The 20014-nt window shown below is 42.1% G+C and carries 21 protein-coding genes and 1 pseudogene; 6 read left to right on the top strand and 16 right to left on the bottom strand.

Features of this window, described 5'->3' with window-relative positions:
* Nucleotides 1-61: 61 nt before the first annotated feature.
* Nucleotides 62-2557, top strand: coding sequence for an EAL domain-containing protein (locus C2M25_RS07535; protein ID WP_105180789.1), 2496 nt, complete (start codon nucleotides 62-64; stop codon nucleotides 2555-2557).
* On the opposite strand, the pseudogene C2M25_RS07530 reads toward C2M25_RS07535, so the two are convergent.
* Both C2M25_RS07530 and C2M25_RS07525 read right to left on the bottom strand, forming a co-directional pair.
* A pseudogene (locus tag C2M25_RS07530) lies at nucleotides 2523-3298 on the bottom strand (CLCA_X family protein). The gene C2M25_RS07535 and the pseudogene C2M25_RS07530 sit on opposite strands and share 35 nt — an antisense overlap.
* Nucleotides 3298-3897 (bottom strand): tRNA-uridine aminocarboxypropyltransferase, encoded by a 600-nt coding sequence (locus C2M25_RS07525; protein WP_105180788.1) that lies wholly within the window; start codon nucleotides 3895-3897, stop codon nucleotides 3298-3300. The pseudogene C2M25_RS07530 and the gene C2M25_RS07525 overlap by 1 nt, the downstream one beginning before the upstream one ends.
* 129 nt (nucleotides 3898-4026) lie before the next feature.
* Here C2M25_RS07525 and C2M25_RS07520 point away from each other — a divergent pair, with 129 nt between their 5' ends.
* The gene (locus tag C2M25_RS07520) at nucleotides 4027-4371 is read left to right on the top strand and encodes an Hpt domain-containing protein (protein WP_063704624.1); all 345 of its coding nucleotides are present in this window, start codon (nucleotides 4027-4029) and stop codon (nucleotides 4369-4371) included.
* A gap of 93 nt (nucleotides 4372-4464) precedes the next feature.
* Nucleotides 4465-5682, top strand: coding sequence for a pyridoxal phosphate-dependent aminotransferase (locus C2M25_RS07515; RefSeq protein WP_063704625.1), 1218 nt, complete (start codon nucleotides 4465-4467; stop codon nucleotides 5680-5682).
* 25 nt (nucleotides 5683-5707) lie between these two features.
* Here the strand turns inward: C2M25_RS07515 and C2M25_RS07510 are convergent, their stop codons facing one another.
* The 4 genes from C2M25_RS07510 to C2M25_RS07495 are packed head-to-tail and all read right to left on the bottom strand — an operon-like array spanning nucleotide 5708 to nucleotide 8608.
* A complete protein-coding gene (locus C2M25_RS07510) occupies nucleotides 5708-6175 on the bottom strand; it encodes a glycine zipper 2TM domain-containing protein (RefSeq protein ID WP_063704626.1) in 468 nt (155 codons plus the stop codon).
* Between the two features lie 12 nt (nucleotides 6176-6187).
* Complete coding sequence (gene lpoB, locus C2M25_RS07505; protein ID WP_054552953.1) at nucleotides 6188-6799, bottom strand: penicillin-binding protein activator LpoB; 612 nt, start codon at nucleotides 6797-6799, stop codon at nucleotides 6188-6190.
* Nucleotides 6800-6809: 10 nt separating this feature from the next.
* Nucleotides 6810-7235: a YcfL family protein gene (locus C2M25_RS07500; protein ID WP_054552954.1), complete on the bottom strand. Its 426-nt coding sequence runs from the start codon at nucleotides 7233-7235 to the stop codon at nucleotides 6810-6812.
* A gap of 8 nt (nucleotides 7236-7243) precedes the next feature.
* Nucleotides 7244-8608 carry a COG3014 family protein gene (locus tag C2M25_RS07495; RefSeq protein ID WP_105180787.1) on the bottom strand — a complete coding sequence of 455 codons (1365 nt, stop codon included), beginning with the start codon at nucleotides 8606-8608 and terminating at the stop codon, nucleotides 7244-7246.
* A 137-nt stretch (nucleotides 8609-8745) separates the two neighbouring features.
* Here C2M25_RS07495 and C2M25_RS07490 point away from each other — a divergent pair, with 137 nt between their 5' ends.
* Nucleotides 8746-9615 (top strand): DMT family transporter, encoded by an 870-nt coding sequence (locus C2M25_RS07490; protein WP_105180817.1) that lies wholly within the window; start codon nucleotides 8746-8748, stop codon nucleotides 9613-9615.
* A 1-nt stretch (nucleotide 9616) separates the two neighbouring features.
* Here the strand turns inward: C2M25_RS07490 and C2M25_RS07485 are convergent, their stop codons facing one another.
* From C2M25_RS07485 to C2M25_RS07455, 7 genes are all read right to left on the bottom strand, one after another.
* A complete protein-coding gene (locus C2M25_RS07485) occupies nucleotides 9617-10297 on the bottom strand; it encodes a M15 family metallopeptidase (protein ID WP_105180786.1) in 681 nt (226 codons plus the stop codon).
* Nucleotides 10294-11424, bottom strand: coding sequence for a succinyl-diaminopimelate desuccinylase (gene dapE / locus C2M25_RS07480; RefSeq protein ID WP_063704629.1), 1131 nt, complete (start codon nucleotides 11422-11424; stop codon nucleotides 10294-10296). The genes C2M25_RS07485 and dapE overlap by 4 nt, the downstream gene beginning before the upstream one ends.
* A complete protein-coding gene (locus C2M25_RS07475) occupies nucleotides 11424-11768 on the bottom strand; it encodes an ArsC family reductase (protein ID WP_054561266.1) in 345 nt (114 codons plus the stop codon). The genes dapE and C2M25_RS07475 overlap by 1 nt, the downstream gene beginning before the upstream one ends.
* Nucleotides 11769-11773: 5 nt before the next feature.
* Nucleotides 11774-12271 carry a PTS glucose transporter subunit IIA gene (locus tag C2M25_RS07470; RefSeq protein WP_063704631.1) on the bottom strand — a complete coding sequence of 166 codons (498 nt, stop codon included), beginning with the start codon at nucleotides 12269-12271 and terminating at the stop codon, nucleotides 11774-11776.
* 3 nt (nucleotides 12272-12274) lie between these two features.
* The gene (locus tag C2M25_RS07465) at nucleotides 12275-12667 is read right to left on the bottom strand and encodes an ACT domain-containing protein (RefSeq protein ID WP_054552960.1); all 393 of its coding nucleotides are present in this window, start codon (nucleotides 12665-12667) and stop codon (nucleotides 12275-12277) included.
* Nucleotides 12668-12876: 209 nt separating this feature from the next.
* A complete protein-coding gene (pta, locus tag C2M25_RS07460; RefSeq protein ID WP_105180785.1) occupies nucleotides 12877-15033 on the bottom strand; it encodes a phosphate acetyltransferase in 2157 nt (718 codons plus the stop codon).
* A gap of 3 nt (nucleotides 15034-15036) precedes the next feature.
* A complete protein-coding gene (locus C2M25_RS07455) occupies nucleotides 15037-16251 on the bottom strand; it encodes an acetate kinase (RefSeq protein WP_063704633.1) in 1215 nt (404 codons plus the stop codon).
* Between the two features lie 290 nt (nucleotides 16252-16541).
* Between C2M25_RS07455 and yfbV the strand changes: the two genes are divergently transcribed.
* On the top strand, nucleotides 16542-16988 hold the full coding sequence (gene yfbV / locus C2M25_RS07450; protein ID WP_063704635.1) for a terminus macrodomain insulation protein YfbV: 447 nt from the start codon (nucleotides 16542-16544) through the stop codon (nucleotides 16986-16988).
* Here the strand turns inward: yfbV and C2M25_RS07445 are convergent.
* From C2M25_RS07445 to xthA, 3 genes are read right to left on the bottom strand one after another with little or no spacing between them, the layout of a single operon-like run.
* Nucleotides 16985-17782, bottom strand: coding sequence for a putative RNA methyltransferase (locus C2M25_RS07445; RefSeq protein ID WP_105180784.1), 798 nt, complete (start codon nucleotides 17780-17782; stop codon nucleotides 16985-16987). The two genes, yfbV and C2M25_RS07445, sit on opposite strands and share 4 nt — an antisense overlap.
* A complete protein-coding gene (locus C2M25_RS07440) occupies nucleotides 17779-18429 on the bottom strand; it encodes an energy-coupling factor ABC transporter permease (RefSeq protein WP_105174308.1) in 651 nt (216 codons plus the stop codon). Before C2M25_RS07440 ends, C2M25_RS07445 begins: the two co-directional genes overlap by 4 nt.
* On the bottom strand, nucleotides 18426-19235 hold the full coding sequence (gene xthA / locus C2M25_RS07435) for an exodeoxyribonuclease III (RefSeq protein WP_063704639.1): 810 nt from the start codon (nucleotides 19233-19235) through the stop codon (nucleotides 18426-18428). Before xthA ends, C2M25_RS07440 begins: the two co-directional genes overlap by 4 nt.
* Before the next feature lie 246 nt (nucleotides 19236-19481).
* Here xthA and C2M25_RS07430 point away from each other — a divergent pair, with 246 nt between their 5' ends.
* Nucleotides 19482-19916 (top strand): hypothetical protein, encoded by a 435-nt coding sequence (locus tag C2M25_RS07430; protein ID WP_063704641.1) that lies wholly within the window; start codon nucleotides 19482-19484, stop codon nucleotides 19914-19916.
* Nucleotides 19917-20014: the final 98 nt, after the last annotated feature.

Raw genomic sequence — 20014 nt, 5'->3', positions numbered from 1 at the left:
ATTGGCAATTTAAGCGTATTCCTCCCATACTTTTAGCTGGTGTTTAAAGCACGGAGCTAAAATGCATTTTATTGGCAAGCACATCCATCGGGTTGTTAGAACGCTGCCCATAATAATGTGTTGTGTATTTTTACACAGCGTTAGCACTTTTGCTGCCAGTGATAATGCCTCGGTTTGGCTGCTTGACTCCCCCGAGCCACTTGCCAAATTAAGTGGAACCCTGCAAGAATCACTACAAAATGCTAAACAGCTGAATGCACTCGAAAGCAGTTCTATTCGTCTTGCCCCGCAAACATCCCACTGGTTAATAATCGATTTATTCCAACTACCCGACAATAAAAATTACGTTGTCTATCTTGGTGAGCCTAACTTAACCTGGGCAAAGTTTTATCTGTTAGATGAAAGTTATCAGGCGACTGATGATCAGCGGCTCGCCTCACTCGAAAACTTATCAAATGTGCGACCACATTGGTTAATAGAGCATAGTCAAGGACATCGCTGGGCATTGGTTAACTTTGAGCACGATAGGGCACTGACTTTAGAAGTTGGGGTTGTTGCTGCAAAAGCGTTCGAAATAAACCTCCATCAAATCATATTAAGCTATGGCGCAATCTTAGGCGTCTTAATTTTATGTATGTTTGTGTGCGCTGTTTATTTTTTTGTATCGCAGCAACCAAAATACTTGGTGCTGAATGCGTACTTCGTGTTGGTTTGTATCGGATTTTTGATTGATAACGGGTTAATAAACTATCTCGTTAATGGTTTAGATTGGGAAGCAAAATGGCCCGTTAATGAGTTTGCATTATGTTTTGCGAGCTACTTTTTATATCACTTTCTAGCAATCCATACCTATAAACCTCGCTTTAAAAAAGCGTGGCAAGCTATGATGGTTTGTTTACTCAGTGCAGCCGTGTTGTCATCACTACTGCCTCAATTTAATCGCCAATGGTTATTTATAGTTTCATGCATCGGGTTTTTAAGTTTTGCAGCTGCTGTATTTTTGCGTTTAATGCAGCGTAAAAATAGCCGCACTCATCTGCGTTGTTTTATGCTTCTGACAATTGTGACTCAGGTATTTAGTCTATTTATTTGGAATGGCTTTGGTATTGGTTATCATGGAGTTCACAACACCATTTTGCTTATCACATCACTGGCGATATGTTCTGTGCTGTTGTTAAAAGATCGTCAGCAAATTTCTGCATTTAGTTATTCTATGCTGCATGATGCAGACACTAAACTGCCAAATAAGCAATTTTTACTCGCGCAAATGGTGAAGAAAGTATCGCAGAAACAACACTTTTCAGTTTTGTTATTTAAACCTCATGTACTTTCAAACGCGCGTTCTACATTTGGTTTTGAGCAAGCCAATATTTGTATAAATGAAAGGTTAAGTATCTTAAATACTCAGCTACAGACCATGAATGCATTAAAGCTTGAAATTCAAGCCAGCAGGAGCGCATGGCTTGCTCACGTTGATGACAGTACATTTGGTTGCTTAGTTATTGGTGAATTAGAGCTCAGTCATATAGAGCAGTTTGCATGTTTGATCCATGGGGTCTTTGAAGAAGGGCTCACCCATGAAGATATTAACTTAGTCGATAGTGTTGATATTGGTGTTGCTTATTACCCGATGCATGGCAATACCGCAAAGCAAATATTGCAATGTGCAATACAAGCAATGACCGAAAAACGCCTACAAGGTGAGCGATGGCGCATGTTCGACTCAGAGAGTGCGCGGCTTTCTGAACAAAGATTATCCATTGCTGCGGCGCTTAAAATGGCGATAGATGAAAACCAGTTAAGCTTACATTTTCAGCCACAGATTTGTTTGAAAACAGGCAAAGTAGTGGGCTGTGAAGCATTGCTGCGATGGCATCATCCTGTATTTGGTGCGGTGAGCCCTGATGTGTTTATTCCAATTGCAGAATCAGCAGGGGTGATCAATCAACTCACAGAGTGGGTGGTTGAAAATGGTATCCAGTGGCAAGCGAAGTTTTGCAAACTGATACCCGATCACGTTATTTCTATTAATATTTCAGCAAAAGATCTATTAAATAAAGACCTACCTGTGCTGTTAATCACCATTTTAAATGAGCAAAAAGTGCGTGCCGAATCCGTGATGTTAGAGCTGACTGAATCAGCCACTTTGGAAGAAAGTAAAAAGATTAAAGCCACACTTGATGACTACCGTTTAATAGGCTTAAAACTCGCGATTGATGATTTTGGTACTGGCTATTCTTCACTTGCTTATTTAAGTCAACTTGGCTTTGACGAAGTGAAAATAGATAAGCAATTTGTGCTAAATCTGCCGTTTTCAGTAAATGATCAGAGTATCTGTCGAGCAACCTGCGACATTGCTGCCACTCTGGGCGCGCAGGTGGTTGCTGAAGGTATTGAAGACGAACAAAGCTTAGCAATGCTGCAAAGTTATGGCTGCGAGTTTGGACAAGGGTATTATTTTTCAAAACCGCTTTGTGCAGATGACTACTTAGCTTGGATAAGCGATGTGCAGAAAGTTGAAATTAGCCTTGATGCAACAGCAAACCTAATTGATTAAAGTAATTCAGCAGTGCAGAAAAGCAGCGCATTGTATGCTGTTCATCTGGGTAGATTAAGCCACTTGTCGATAACCCACTCACTAAAAAGCTATTTTTTATATCAGGGTGCATGGTAATGCACTTTTCAAAACAGCGGGCAGCTAGCTCCTCAGGCATACTCATATATAGTTGTTTTACCTGCTTATCAAAAGCGATAGATTGCTTAACGAACTCATTTGGATTTGCACCTGAGGTATCTAAAAAAACCTGATGGTAAAATTCATTTAAACGCTGATTTAGTGGATGGCTTAAATTTGGTGACTGTTCGAGCCACAGCGCTGAGCAAAATTGCATGCTCTTTCTGCTCTTAAATAAATGCTGACAAATATGGTGATCAAACGCATGAAACCATTCGTGGGCGAGAGCGCCACCGCCAGCATTTTTAGCTAGCGCAAGAGTTTGGCTGTGGGCATTGTAATGAGCCTGCACACCTTTTTGGCCACCATGACCAAAGGCAAAATTAAGCTTACCCCTAAGGCCAATCGCTGTTGGTGGCAAAGTCAGAATTTGTGCAAGATCAGCTAAGGCATCGTAAATTAAATTTGCTGCTAAAAGCCGCTCTTGCTTATTAACCCAATTGCCAACCACCATGGTACGAAAACCAAAGTGTCGCGAATATCGTCAAAATCAACTTGATCATCAAAGCGGTAATCTGGCCCTTGACGATGAAAACCTGCGCTAAGTCGTTTTGATACACGCATTATAAATAGCGCGCCTTAACATCATCTGGCATATGTTGGGTTTGCTTATCGACCAGTGCCGCTAATAATCTGTATAGCGGTGTTACATCAAGGCCTTCAATCAGTTTTAGGCTATGAGCAACAGCTTCTAAAGTAGATAAACTATCTGCGCGTGGTGCTTTACGAATGACGTATTTGTTTTGGGGTAGTTGTTTAAAACTCACAGCCTGAAACCCCTGAAGGCTTGGAGTTAATTGCAGCATTTTGTAGGCTTTTTTCCACGTACCATCAATCACAATTAAATGAGTTAAAGACTGTTTGAAAGCATCTGTAGTGGCAGTGTGTTCATCTAAGCATAATGCATTATCAGCAGGATAGAGTACCGCAGTTGTTGCTTTTGGCAATGTTGCGAGCTGTAAAAAGTCTTGTTCTGACTCACCTGCAATGATTTGGCAGTTATCTAAGCCTAAATTCAGTAAATTAGCGGTGTTCTTAGTAACTTTTTCCTCACCAGGGTGGCGTAATATAATGATTTTTAGTTTATTATTGATTATGCTTATTGAATCACATAAACAGGTTTTAACTGAAAAGCCACAATGTGAGCACAATTCTCTAGCCATACAAACTCAGGTGTAAATCAAAACTATGCCTAGTATACATGAGCTTAACTCGCAAAGCAGGTTTGCTTTTTGGCTATGAACCGCTAAAGTTGCGATTTATATAATTACGTTTTTGATTAAGGGATAAAGATGACGACAATCACAATTGATGAGAGTGCGCTTGAAGGAATGGAATCACTTTTAGGTGACCAATTTGCCGACACCTTAACCTTTTGTTGTAGTGAATTTCAGCGTTTAGGCTCTGAAGTACTTGCAAATCTTGGTTCAGATAATGAAGCAGCAGCAAGGCATGCACACAGTTTAAAATCAAATGCCGCCCAATTTGGTGCCATGAGTTTATCAGCACTTGCGCAAGAAATTGAACTGACTTTGAACCAAGGCGATGTCGCAACAGCACAAGAAAAATCACAAACTCTTGATGAACAAGTTTCAGGTTCAGTCGAAAAATTACAAGTATGGCTTGCTGGCCGCTAAAAACTTGAATTTATTTCAGTTATAACCGCAAAAATCCTCTGGCGTGGTGGCCCCGTACTGGGTTAGTCTTAAGGCTAATTAGTAGAGGTAACCATGTCACAAATCAAAAAGAGTCACAAACTAGACGGTGTCTGTTATGACATACGTGGGCCTGTGCTTGCACAAGCTCGAAAAATGGAAGACGAAGGGCAAAAAGTATTAAAGCTCAACATTGGCAATCCTGCTGCCTTTGGCTTTGATATGCCTGAAGATATGCACAAAGATATCATTCGTAACTTATATTCAGCCCAAGGCTACTGTGACTCTAAAGGCCTCTACTCAGCCCGTGTGGCTGTCTATCAACACTATCAGCAACGCGGTTTATTTAATCTTGATGTCGATAATATTTATATTGGCAATGGGGTCAGCGAATTAATTCAAATGACCACACAAGCATTACTTGATAATGACGACGAAGTGCTTATTCCAGCACCGGATTATCCGCTATGGACAGCTTCGGTAAAATTAGCAGGGGGTAACCCTGTGCATTATCTATGTGATGAAGAACAAGATTGGTTTCCTGATATTGCTGATATTAAATCGAAGATCACGTCAAAGACTAAAGCGTTGGTGCTTATAAATCCGAATAACCCAACTGGTGCGGTGTATAGCGATGATCTGTTGATGGAACTTATCAATATTGCTCGCGAGCACAAGTTATTGTTACTGAGCGATGAGATTTACGAGAAAATCTTGTATGACGGTGTCAGCCACAGCTCGATTGGTGCGCTGTGTGATGATGTGCCAATTATCACCTTTAATGGCCTAGCAAAAACGTACCGCGCGGCAGGATTGCGTATGGGCTGGATGGTGTTAAGCGGTCGTACTAGCATGATGGAAGATTTAAGTCGTGGCCTAGATATGCTGGCATCCATGCGCTTATGTGCCAATGTGCCTGCTCAGTATGCTATTCAACAAGCTTTAGGCGGTGTGCAGTCAATCGATAACTTGATAAACCCTGGTGGTCGATTGTATGTGCAGCGTGATATTGCATGGCGTGGTTTAAATGCCATTGATGGTATTAGCTGTAAAAAGCCTAAAGGGGCACTTTACGCATTTGCGAAGGTGGATACGGCGCACTTTAATATTAAAAACGATGAGCGCATGATTTTAGACTTACTCAAAGCTGAGAAAATCTTATTAGTGCATGGTCGCGCATTTAATTGGCCTGATCCTGATCATTTCAGATTGGTATTTTTACCAAACAAAGATGATTTAACAGAAGCCATGAGTAAGATGCAGCGATTCTTCGCTGATTATCGACAAAGTTAAAAAAAGCGAGCCGAGGCTCGCTTTTTTAATAAGCTTTATCAACACGCACCGTGTTATCGGTGAGGTACACCAAACGTACTTTATCACCTTGGTTGAACAGCATTTGGTTGTCTTTGTCTTGCACAACCATAAACTGTTCGCCGCTTTCTACTTTGATCATCAATTCAACGAGCTGATATTGTATGACGCGACTGTTTTGTTGGCGGTTGTGAGCAACAGAGCCACCAATCATCGAACCTAAAATGGTTGCTACAGTGCGGCCACTGCCGCCACCAAACTGATTACCGATAACACCGCCAATAAGCGCACCACCAAAGGTTTCCCAGCCATTGGTTCTGTCTCTGACCAGTTCTTGTTCGGTAATGGTTCGTACTGATTGTACTGAGCCAAATAACACCTGTTGTACTGGTACTGCTTTGTTACGCTGATAGTCAGCATAACTAGGCGAGCTCAGTAATAAACAGCTTGCTAGGATTGCTACTAGGTATTTCATAACCCCTCCTGACTACCAGCCAAAGGTTGATTTCTCACGTGTTTTGCGGATTTCAGTTTCATCAGCCCATTCAACTAGGCCGCTTTTTAAATCCATTAAACGCATGGTGAATTTGTAATACACATCAGCCTTGTCAGCATTTGATTTAACAATGCTCGATAAGTTGCCGTATAACATATATTGCGCACCAACTTGCTGGCCAAAAGCGATAGCGGTATTTGGATCGACAAGAGGATCAACGTTTTGGAAATTAAGTTGTTCGCGCACAGCTTCAACACGGGTCATATCAACAAAGCGGAACTTACCACTGCGTAATAACTGTGTTGAGATTGAATCGGTGATTGATTCAGTATCAATGTGCTCGCTCGTTTTGTTTTTAATACGCTCAACAAACACGATAGGGCGAGTATTTGCTGTCATGGTGCCAACCACAGGTGAAGCAAGTAACGAGTCTGTCATTTGGCTTGCTACTTTTTGTAGATCCGTTGAGCCAAAATTGATATCTGTGGTTTCAACAGCTTGCGCATCACCATAGCTAACAACGGCTTTATTAGCACAACCAGACAGCAACAAAGCGCTTGTCATTGCAACGGCCGCAGCCGACTTAACAGAAAGTAATTTCATTGTAGTATCCTTAATCTTCAAATTCTTGTGCTTCTGTTGACACTTCACGCACTGCAAGCGAGAAGGTGACAGCATTTGCTGTCGGGGCTAGGCCCGGTAATTGGGTCTTAGCAAATCCAAATAATGTAATGGGTTGCCAAGGTGAATGGTTGCCGCGAATAACAAAGCCATCAGCGTCATACCAAGTAAATTGATATTGTAAGTATTGAGACTTTTTATACTGGCTTGCCAGTGTCACAACAACATCGGTTAAGCCATTTGTTTGGCGTGTTTTTACATCTGTAATGGCTAATTTCTTGCCAAGTTCAGGGTTATTAACAATCAGTTGTTGGTTATACTGTTGTGATGCCTGCTCAACACCAATGCCAGAAGTGGTAGGGCGTGAGGAGCAAGCCGCAACAAGTAAAATGGTTAATAGTGGCACTAAGTATTTCATCATTGCTCCTAGAGTTGTACAACATGTGTGTCGTAGTAGTTATTTATAGAGGTTAGGAAAATCAAGGTTAACCCTTGCTTACTAACCGTAAAGTCTATTTCGCCATGTCCCAGCACGCTTAAAGCGTGCTGACCTGCTGGCATCGCGTGCTGCGCAATACTCAGTTGACTTGGTAAAGTCGACCAGCTTCGCGTATCAGCTTGCTCTGATGCTATGTTATATATATTCGCTAAAATATTACCGACATCGCCGCCGCTTCTTGCCAATTCTGCGCGCATCTTTTCTTTTGCTACCAAACGCATTACTTGACGGGTTATTCTGCCAGCACTTTGATCTTTCAAAGTTTTTGCTGCCAGTGCTTCAAGCCTAACAATGGGCGTCAGTGGCAAATTTTCGCCATCGAGAGTCACTGTTTTATCACTGCCCGCATAGGGCGCATCGCGATAAACTGGCATGGCAATACTGTAAAAGCGTGCATCACCCCGGGAGGTATAAATGGGTAATCGTAAATGAAACTCTTGCCTTGCTGGTATTAACCCTTGCTCTGCAATTACAATAACTTGTCCCGTGTTTGCTTGCGTCTGCTTTAGCTTGCCAAAGCGTTTGCTAAATTCTTCAAAGTCCTGATCAAACCCTTGTTTTTTGGCAAGGCGTAACACTGTTTGCTGTAAGTAGCTATTTTCGCTATTTATTTCGAGTGCTTTCTTATAGTCGATATAGGCATCATCAAACTGTTTATCTGCCTCATAAAGTAGGCCAGACAAATAAAACGTAAAGGCATTTTGAAAGCCATTTTTGACATTACCAATTAGCTCAGCCATATCAGGGTAACCTTCAGCGGTCTTTACTGCTTGTTCATCAAGTACAGCTTGATTGTCTTTTAGTGCATCTTCTTGAACTTTATTTGCACGTCTAACTTCAACTAATGCAGATTCAAGTTGTTTATCAAATACATAACTCAGTGCTTTGTAGCTATGCAGCATGGTCATTTCATAGGCTGCTGGCTCATAACCAATCACTGAGTCATTGGTTAATAATGAATTTGTTTGCTCAAGGCCTGCACTTAGCTGTACTTTGGCTGCTTGACGTTTTTTTTCCATATTTAGATAAACAGTTTCAAAGGTCTCATTAGCCTGAGAATTTTGTTTAGCCAAAAACTCAAGACGGGCCGTTTCAAGCTGATTTAACAAATAGTTACTATGGCCTCGGCTGTTACTTGGCAAAAGTTGCTGCGCACTTGCTATGTTATTCTGAGAAACAGCTTGGCGCACAGGTCTTAGCTGCGTCGCATAATCTTGGAATAGATCAGTAATACCTATGGTACTGCAACCAGATAACAGTAGAGCAGCTCCAATAAATAAACGTCGATGCACTGAACACTCCTTTTAAACAATGTACTGAGATTAGCATACGCGGCTTAACCTTCTATGATAAATTATGTAAAAAATCGTAAGTTAATTGTCTAATTTTAGGTCTTATCTTTTTTAAAACCAAAAGGATAACTCATTTGTTGAGCACCATACTGTATACCTTGATTGCACTTTGTGCGTTTGCAGCTAACTCTTTGCTGTGCCGGATGGCATTACAAAGTGGTGATATCGATCCGTTAAGTTTTACTGCTATTCGCTTAGCCAGTGGGGCGTTTATGTTGCTTGGCTTACTTTTATGGCAAACAACTTTATTGAGATCAAAATCACAATCAGCACAACCTTTAACCGATAAAGGTAGCAATATCAGTGCGCTTAGTTTATTTGTTTACGCGCTGTGCTTTTCAGTTGCCTATGTTGATTTAAACACAGGCACAGGCGCACTTATCTTATTTTCAGCAGTACAGTTAACCATGATAGGCCATAGTGTTTTAAATAAAGAACCACTCAGTAAAGTGCAGTGGGGGGCTTTGTTTGTCGCTTTTGCGGGCTTTATATACTTAATGCTGCCCTCAGCCACGGTGCCTTCTTTGATGCCGGCAATGCTCATGGCGTTAAGTGGTGTGGCGTGGGGTGTTTACAGTATTCGCGGAAAATCATGCAGCTCACCTTTGCAAGCAACCAGCTTTAACTTTCTAAGAAGTTTAATACTCGTGCCAATTTTAGTGTTTCTAGCCGTGGTTGATTGGCAAGGTATTACTGCCAGTGGGGTTTATTTGGCGATAGCTTCAGGAGCGCTTGCGTCCGGGCTTGGCTATAGCATTTGGTACATTGCACTACCTAGGCTTAAAAGTAGCCAAGCAGGTGTGGTGCAGCTAACCGTGCCTGTACTTGCCACATTAGCTGGGGTGGTGGTTTTAGATGAGCAATTAACAGCGCGTTTAGTTGTAGCCAGCGCCTTAATTCTTGGCGCTGTACTGGTGTTTTTGATGGCAAAAAAGCGCAGTGTCTAGATTAGGGCGTATTAATATTTAATACGTAGCGTTCATACAGGGTGTTAAGTTCGGCTAGTATCGCTTGCTTGCCGCTGAGCTCACTTTGTGCAATAGATTGCTGTAATGTTGCAACTGACAAATACTGCATCATCTTTGCAGATACACCAATATGGCTGATATGCCAAGGCTCAGGAGCAACCCCACCTTTGTACTCCTGATAAGGGCGATAAAAACCATATTTTTCTAGGTTATCGTCAAGCCATGCAGCAAGCTTGGCAAAGGGCCCTGTGGGCGAATACTCATCAGGGGTTAATTGCAGCTGGTAATCATCGTCAATAGGGCGGGTATCGTAAATGTCGAGGTCGGTACCAAAGTGGTGCCTACTTGCCCCAGGCAGTGCTGAGTAAAGCATAATAGCGTGGCACTTTTCAGTATCACTTAGATTTTCTAAATCTACCGTTTGTTGCTCAAGGGTGTAAACCGGTCGAAGGCCCTGAAATTTAGCATTCCAAATAGCACTTTGACGATGAAAATCACGAAAGCTTGAGGCAATTGTCAGATCAATACCAGCTTCTTTTGCTCCTTGCTGCAGAGCTAAAAAATCATCGACAATATCACGATGCAAGCGATGGTTTTGTAGCTCAACTAAATGTGAGCTACTTAACCCCGTGGCGCATTGCTTAAGCTCGGTTGGGTTCATGTAAGCAGTTGCTCTAAAATCACTTCGTAAATATCAGCAAGTTGAATTAAATCATCCGTGCTAACACATTCATCTACTTTGTGAATGGTTTCATTACGCGGACCAAGCTCAATGACTTTGGCGCCCGTTTGCGCGATAAAGCGGCCATCAGAAGTACCACCGGTGGTTTCAAGCACGGTGTCGCGTCCAGTCACCTGCTTAATAGCGTGCACGGTAGCATCAACTAACGGGCCATGATCGGTTAAAAAAGGCAGCCCATTGACAATCCAATTTAGCTCGTAATTGAGGTTGTGTTTCTCAACAATATCAACCACTCGCTGCTGTAGCTGTTGGTGAGTTACTTCAGTACTAAAGCGAAAGTTAAATTGAATCTCAAGTTCACCTGGGATCACATTTCCGGCACCGGTACCGCCGTTAATATTCGAAACCTGAAAACTCGTTGCAGGGAAAAATTCGTTACCTTGATCCCACTCGGTTTGACTCAGTTCAGTTAACGCAGGAGCAGCTAAATGAATTGGGTTTTGCGCTAGATGCGGGTAAGCAACATGGCCTTGCACACCTTTCACGGTTAAAAAGCCAGTTAATGAACCGCGACGACCATTTTTTACCACATCGCCAAGCACATCTCGTGAAGAGGGTTCGCCAACTAGGCACAAATCAATCTTTTCGCCTCGTGCTTCGAGGGTATCGATAACACGGGTTGTGCCGTTGATAAACGGGCCTTCTTCATCAGACGTAATTAAAAACGAAATTGAACCTTTGTGATCTGGGTGCTTAGCCACAAAACGCTCAGTGGCAACCACCATAGCAGCCAGTGAACCTTTCATATCGGCTGCGCCGCGACCATGTAACATACCGTCTTTTACCAGTGCAGAAAAAGGCGGGTGCTGCCAATTTTTTTCAGGACCTGTTGGTACAACATCAGTGTGACCAGCAAAACAAAAATGCGGTGACGCATCGCCCTTACGAGCCCAAGTATTTAGCGTATCAGTGAAAAACAGTGATTCAATATTAAAGCCTAGCTTTTCAAGGCGCTCGTTCATTAACGCTTGGCAACCAGCATCTTCAGGCGTCACTGATTCACGTTGGATAAGCGCTTGAGCAAGTTCAATAACAGGGTGAGTCATTAGGCAAAAATCTCATCGTATTGAGCGGCTTTAAAACCTAAGTGATATTGGCCGTTATGCACAAGTACCGGGCGCTTGATCATCGCAGGTTGCTCAACCAGTAACGCTAATGCAGATTCTTTATCTAGGTTTTGCTTTTGCTCATCAGATAATTGACGGTAAGTTGTGCCGCGTTTATTAACTAAATCTTGCCAATCAATGTGCGCTGCAAACTCATTAACTAGCTCAGCACTAATGCCGTCTTTACGGTAATCATGGAAAGTAAATTCTTGATTGTTGTCAGTTAAATATTTCTTGGCTTTTTTAATTGTATCGCAATTGCTGATACCGTACATGATAGTCATAAATTCTACTTTTTAGTTACAGTGAGTAATGTGTCTACCCCAGCAGTGACCTGAGATAGTGAATAATAAAGGGGTCCAAGGTGTTGGCTATTGAGAACGCAAAGCGTACCAAGCATAGGGCTGCTCAACTCGCGTAAATCAAAATAGGCTAATCGTTCACCTTGGCTAATTTTACTGCCGTTTAATTTAGCGATATTGGTGTGGTTGATATGTTCTTCAACCGATGAAAACGATAAGTTTAATAAAACTTTTAAACCGTTTTTTGCTTGTAAAATGTATTCTTTACCAGCATTTTTAACTTGTAATAGGGTGCCATCGAATGGCGCAATGATGTTGTGGCTGGTTAGTTCAACACTAATCCCTGGGCCAAGGGTGGCAAAACGAAAAAATGGCTCAGGGTGCTCGTTAATGCTTTTTACACGCCCACTAAATGGGCTTTTAATGGCCATGCAGCGCGCTTTTCTGAGGCTGCGTTCGGGTAAGTATTGAACTTCGTTAGTCATGGCTTATTTAACATCACCTAGCACATGGTAACCGTCTTTTTTCAGAGCTGTAATGGCTTTGGCCATACTTTGCTTTTTCACTAATACATAATCGGTATCGTAAGTAGATAAAGCAAAAATCGAAATCGACGCTTTTGCTAGCACGCCAGAAATGTTCGCCATAATACCAGTCAACGAAAAACCAAGTGGGCCAATGACTTCCAGTGCTTGCCAGTCGGTTTCTTGGTCCAGACTGTCGAGCTGGAAACTACTTGGGCAGACAATAGACAGCTCATCAGCCGTTTTTGCAATAAAGAAAATAGCTTGTTGGAGTAAGGCAGGGTCAATCGTTGCATCGACATCTAAACTATGAATGGTAAGTTCTTCACTATGAAGTTGTAACGTTTGTTTTGACATCTGCGATCCTATCTTTGAAGCCTTTGAATTTATAGTATAGGTAAACAAAGTTAAGATAAAGCGCAATAATTTTGATTGCTGAGGTTTTACTCAATATCGCTGTTGAGGTTGTCCACAGATTCTGTGGATAAATATGGGAATAGGTCAGTATAAAGAAGGTAATAGGCTAATTTATAAGGGTTTTATAAATTAGCCTAAATTTTGAAGGGTTAATTTTCTAAGCTTTCAACTTGCTTAGCTTGAATCGCTGTAAGGGCAATGGTGTAAACAATATCGTCTACTAATGCACCACGACTCAAGTCATTTACCGGCTTACGCATACCTTGCAGCATTGGGCCAATACTAATTAAATCGGCACTCCGTTGAACGGCTTTATAGGTTGTATTACCCGTATTTAAATCTGGGAATACAAACACCGTTGCTTTACCTGCAACCGGGCTGTCTGGTGCTTTCTTAATTGCTACGTTTTCCATAATTGCAGCGTCGTACTGAAGCGGGCCATCAATCACTAAATCAGGGCGCTTTTGCTGGGCAAGTTTAGTGGCTTCACGCACTTTTTCTACGTCAGCACCTGAACCCGAAGTACCCGTACTGTAGCTGATCATTGCAACACGAGGTTCAATACCAAACGCAGCCGCTGAATCAGCTGACTGGATCGCGATATCGGCCAGTTGCTCTGCTGTTGGGTCAGGGTTGATTGCACAGTCACCGTAAACCAGAACTTGATCAGGTAATAACATAAAGAACACTGACGATACCAACGATGAACCCGGTGCAGTTTTAATTAACTGTAGCGGGGGGCGAATCGTATTCGCTGTGGTGTTAACCGCACCCGACACTAGACCATCTACTTTACCTTGTTCAAGCATCATGGTGCCGAGCACCACGTTATCAAGTAATTGCTCTTGGGCAACCACTTCTGTTAAGCCTTTGTTTTTACGAATTTCAACCATAGGCGCAACGTAATCGTTGATCACATCCGCTGGCTCAACAATAGTTACGTTATCGTTAAGCTCAACACCTTGTTGCTCAGCAATACGTAAAATCTCTTCTTTGTCACCAAGTAAGATTGTTTTTGCAATGCCACGTTGGCCACAAATTGCCGCAGCTTTAATTGTGCGTGGCTCATTACCTTCTGGTAAAACAACTGTTTTATTCGCTTGACGAGCTTTGTCTGTCAGTAAGAAACGAAACGCTGGCGGAGACATTTTACGAGTACGACCAACACTTTGCGCTAGGCTGTCTAACCAATCAGAGTCAATGTGGCTGGCGTTGTGATCTTTTACTTTATCGATACGCTGATCATCATCACACGGTACTTCCATATTGAAGTTGTGCAGTAATAAAGACGTGCGCCACGTATCTTCTTGTGTTGCAAGAATTGGCAGGCCGGTATCCATCGCTTGTTCGCATAATTTCATGATGCGATCTTCCGGCTTAAAGCCACCGGTTAATAAAATAGCCCCAAGCTTGGTGCCATTCATAGCTGATAAACAAGCGGCAACTAATACATCAGAGCGATCGCCCGGAGTGACCAGTAATGCACCTGGGGTAAAGTGGCTTAAAATATTCGATACGGTACGGGCACAGAAAGTAACGCGACGTAAACGTCGGTGAGCCATGTCGCCTTCGTTAATAACTTCGGCCTTTAAGTATTCACATAAATCACGCACACGCGGTGCAACGAGGTCGAAATCCCACGGGATTGAACCTAATAATTTAAATGGGTGCTTTCTGAAAATAGGCAGCGATGCTAAACGGTTTAATTCGTTTTCAAGTTGCTCTGGCTCATGAGCTTCAACTAGATCAGCACGGGCACGACCTTCGTCATCTAAAGGTGCATTAACTTTATTGAAAATACAGCCTAACACGCGAGGGTGGTTAACACCGCCATAGTTGCCTGAGGCGATTTCTAAACGGTCTTCAATTTGGTCGTTGCTATCGTTACTAGGCGTTAAAACAAAAACAATATCAGCACCCAGAGTTTGCGCGATTTCACGGTTTACACGGCCTGCGTAAGGCTGACGACGTGTTGGCACCATACCTTCGATAATTGCAATTTCGTCTTCTTTAATGGTGTTTTCAAAGCGCTCGACGATTTCTTCAAGTAAGTCGTCGCCTTTACCATCACCAATCATTTGTTCTGCATAGCTCAAATCGAAGGGAGTAGGCGGATTAATTGGCGAGCCATGAGTAACAATCTGCGTCGACTTTTCAGGGCCTGTATCGCCAGAACGCGGCTGTGCAATTGGTTTGAAAAAGTTCACTTTAAGCGCTTTTTGCTCAAGTGCACGCACTAAACCAACAGAAACAGATGTTAAACCAACCCCAGTTGAAATAGGGATCAACATAATTCTACGTGCCATTAATTAACCCTCCTTTGCAATGCGGGCTGCGTCGTTAGCAATAACCCATTCTTCGTTGGTCGGGATCACAAACGCTTTCGCGTGGGCTTGGCCTTTTGAGATTAAGCCTTCTTTACCAAAGCGAGCAGCTAAGTTTGCAGCTTCGTCACACTCAAGGCCTAAAAAGCCTAATTGGGTGATCACTTTGTCACGAATGATATCTGAGTTTTCACCGATACCACCGGTGAAAATAAGTGCATCAAGGCGTTGTACAGGCACTAAGAATGCGGCGATTTGTTTTGCTAAACGGTAGCAGAAAATATCGAGTGCAAGGTTTGCTTGCGGGTGACCTTCAACAGCGGCTTCTTCAATAGTGCGACAGTCATTTGATAATTCACTAATACCTAACAGGCCACTTTGCTTATTAAGTAAGTCATCAATTTCTTGCACTGAATAATTAAGTTGCTGAGTTAAAAACGTGAATAAACCCGGGTCGATGCTACCACTGCGCGTGCCCATCACTAAGCCTTCAAGCGGTGTCAGACCCATGCTGGTATCAACGCTCTTACCATCTTTAATCGCACACACTGAACAACCATTACCTAAATGCGCACTGATCACATTGGTTTGCTCACGCTCTTTACCTAGCAATTTTGCCGCTTCTCCAGCAACATAATAATGGCTTGTACCATGAAAACCATAACGTCTCACCCCGTGCTCTTTATAAAGCGAGTAAGGTAGGGCGTATAAGTATGCAATATTTGGCATGCTTTGGTGAAATGCCGTATCAAATACAGCAATTTGCGGTAGCGTTGAGAACGCTTGCTGTGCAGTGCGAATGCCCAATAAATTTGCAGGGTTATGAAGTGGAGCAAGTGCCGCTGTTTTTTCGATAGCTGTAAGTACATTATCGTCGATAAGCACAGACTCAGTGAAATGCTCACCACCGTGCACAACACGATGACCCACCGCAATTAAGTTATCTGCCAGACCTAACTCATTAACTAGCTTCACAAGCTCAGCAATGGCTGCATCATGGGCTTGGCCCTTTGCAAGTTCAATAAGTTGTTTTTCACCATTATATTTATATTTGATTGAAGGCGTGTCTGAGCCAAGGCGCTCAGCTAAACCAGAAATAACTTCGTCAGAAGTAGTGGCATCTAAAATGGCAAATTTTAAACTTGAACTACCACAGTTCAGTACTAAAACATGTTGTGGTGAGCAAAGGTGCGTCGACATAGCTAGGTCCTAAAAATACGATATCAGTCAGTGTATATTAAGGCTTGATAATTAGAATTCTTTGCCAGTATAGTAAATAAGTATTTTGTTGCTACACTTAACAAAGCTAGGCTGTAATTATACTAAAGTCTGGTTGACTTAAGCCGATAACATTTTATCTCATTTAGACATTAAACGTTAGTCTCATTACCATTAATTTGGTATTAAAACTAGGACAGGTTTTGCAGGGATTGTATCCGGGAGTGTGTTACACTCGATTGTGAAACAAGATGAAGACCCTAGGAGTGATGATGCAAAAAGGTGTCATGTCACAAGTGCAAACAGGTCGTCAATACGCTAAAAAATGGCCGATGCGACAAGAGCTCGCTCCATTGTTTGCCGAATTTAGAGTGATCAAGGCCACAGATCTGGCTATTACAGTGATGCCAATATTGGCAATGCTGACTGTATTCATGCAAGTTAATTATTTAGGTAGTGATTATTTTCCACAAGCAATCACTATCGCGCTTTTCTTTTTATCACTACCGCTGCAAGGTTTGTTGTGGCTAGGCCGCCGTGCAGAAACTCGCTTAGAACCAGCAATGCTTAGTTGGTACACAGAGCTGCACAGTAAAATGAAAGCGCATGGTTATCAGTCACAATTAACGACTGAAAAACCACGCTATTCAGATTTAGCTCAACTATTAAAAGATATGTTCGAAAAAATGGATAAAGCCTTTACTAAAGAACACTTCTAATCACGAATAAACTGGCTCACATAAAACGATAACGTTACTTTTTGTGGGCCTTGCTGCTCAATCTGCTGCCAATGCTCTGGGCGGAATTTCCACGCAAACGGCGTCATCATAATTAAATGTTTAATCTCATCAACAGACAACAGCACCTGTTGCTCTAATAATGTTGTTGACTCGTTACTGAAGCCTGCTGGTGGTTCTATCTCTGTATGCGGTTTAACATCGGCATAAATAAACGCTTTTAACTCTTTAAGATGCCAAGGGCCAGGGCTTGCAACAATTAAACTAGCTTGCGGTTTGGCAAGGCGGGCAAGTTCTTGTGCAAATAAAGGGGCAAACACACTAACAAGTACATCCGCTTTGGCATCTGCAAAAGGGGCTTGGCTAATCGACGCGACACTAAAATGCGCATTTTCATACCGCTTAGCGGCGTATTTTACCGCCGGCTTCGAAATATCAACACCATAAACATCGGCACTTGATTGTGCTGCAATTGCTTGAGTGTAAAAACCTTCACCACAGCCTAAATCAATCACTGAACTTGGAGCGAGAGATGCTACTAATTCAGCTATAGCGTGCTGTAAAAACAAATAGTGCCCGGCACTTAAAAATACGCGGCGTGCTTGCACCATTTCAAGGTTATCGCCCGGTTGTTTCGACTTTTTATTTTGCACGGGAAGTAAATTGACATAACCCTCTTTGGCGATATCAAAACTGTGATTATTGTCACAGCGGTACGTTTTATCGGTGAGCGTCAGTTCAAGTTTGCAAAGCGGGCAGTGATAGTGAAGACTCATGAGTCTAAGTAGTCCTTATCATAAAAGGTTTTTACCCAGTAAGGGCGATAGGTGATCAACAAGGTGATTGCCATGCCATTGAGCATCGCTTCAGGAAACCAAATTATGGCACACAGGATCAAATAGTTTTCTGAAATCTCAATAAAACTGTAATCACCAAGCAAGTAATAAAGCACACCACTGGTGAGTATTTTAATACAGGCGATAACAGCTGCGGTTAAAAACGCGCATAAAAAGATATAAATAAAAAAGTGTCTTGGTAAATAGGTATAACAAATTACAAAGCACAGATAGCTCAACGTAATTGGAATGAACGCTGTAAATAACAAATGCACAGGCAATAAACTGATTGGCAATTGTGCAACCAGCACTAACAACAAACTCGCCAAGGTACTTGCAAAAATAGCCAGTCGCCAACCTAAAATTAGGGTCACTGCGGTGACCCCCAAAATATGCAATTCGAGGCCAGGTAATATGCCTGCTTTAATACGCCACAGTACCGCAAGTACAAGGGCACATGCGAGTACACCCACTTGTCTTATCGGTGTTGCCAGCAAATGTGATGCGCTTTGCTTATCAAAGCTGAGCCAAATTATTATAGCCACACAGCTCCACAATGGGAGCTGCCATTGCAGTGTGTCTATCATGCGTTAAATGTTGACCAAATTGGCGCATGATCAGATGGTTTTTCGATACCGCGCAACTCGTAATCAATACCAGACTCAACACAACGCTCAGCAAGAGCAGGGGTTGCTAAGATCACATCAATACGCAGACCGCGGTTGTCATCAAACCCTTTTGAGCGGTAATCAAACCACGAATATTGTTCTGTTTTTTCTGGATAAAGTTCACGGAAGGTATCTTTAAAGCCCCAGTTTAATAACGTGCTTAACCATTCACGCTCTTCAGGTTGGAAAGAACACTTACCTGTTTTTAACCAGCGTTTACGGTTTGGTTCACCAATACCAATGTCGAGATCAGTTGGCGAAATATTAATGTCACCCATCACGATAACATCTTGATCAGGCGTGTGGTTATCTTCTAGATGGGTCATTAAATCTTTATAGAATTGACGCTTATAAGGAAACTTTGTTTCATGGGCAATGTTGTCACCTTGCGGGAAGTAGCCATTCATTACCGTTAAGTCGCGACCATTTTCTTGTGTCACTGTTACGCTGATCATACGGCGCTGTGATTCGTCGGTATCGGTTGCAAAACCTTTTACTACAGATTTAGGTTCTTGCTTACATAACATCGCCACACCGTAATGTGCTTTTTGACCATGAAAATAAACGTGATAGCCCATTTTTTGTACGTCTTCGAGAGGGAAGGCCTCATCGTGCACTTTGATTTCTTGTAAGCCGATGATATCTGGTTGATGTTTATCAATTACGGCCTGCAATTGGTGTAAACGAGCGCGCAGCCCGTTAATGTTAAATGAGATTACCTTCATGGTTTACCTATCTGTATTTTTGATTATTCGTTTAGCGCAATTCTATCATCAAACTAGGGCTTATTCATGAGCAAATTACGAAAATCAAATTGAGTAAATGTTGATCAATTGCTGCTTATTTTAAAGACATTGTTAACTCATTATTAATTATTAAATTAAATAAATAATTCAGTTGATCTACTGATTTTTGTTTATATAATGCGCGCAAACCACCCGTTCATATTATGTACTATTTAAAGGTAAACCATGAAAAAACAATTAGTGATGCTTTCTCTTGCATGTATCTCATTTGGCTCATTAGCAAGCAACCCGCACTACTTTTCAGCTGATAACCGTATCGAATCAAAGTTATGTAGCTTAAGTGCGAACGAAGGGTTTACCGCTGCACGTAAAGAAGCAGCAAAACACGGCATTTCAATGTCACGTTTTTCACAAAGCATTTTATGTAACGGCACAGATATCCGTGAAATTGCTAAAAAAGCACAATCACAAGAAGCAGCAACAAAAGCAGCTGTTGAAGTGTTTGCTAAAAATGAGCAAAAAGAAACTCAGCTTTGTATTACTGCACTTAAGCAAGGTTTAACACCTGTGCGTGAAAAAATTGGTAACTTAAATACCTTAAAATGTAATGGCGAAGCAGTAACAGATTTCGTTAAGCGTTACCAAAACGCAGCTATCTAATCGCGACATTTTAGCGATTTGTAAAAAGCGCTCATCGGAGCGCTTTTTTTATGAAAAAATTACAGCAATCCATGAAAAGCTTTCTAAATCATAGGCTT

The sequence above is a fragment of the Pseudoalteromonas sp. T1lg21 genome (assembly GCF_002964625.1).
GTDB classification, from domain to species: domain Bacteria; phylum Pseudomonadota; class Gammaproteobacteria; order Enterobacterales; family Alteromonadaceae; genus Pseudoalteromonas; species Pseudoalteromonas gelatinilytica.
This window is presented reverse-complemented; position numbering and strand designations above follow the sequence as displayed.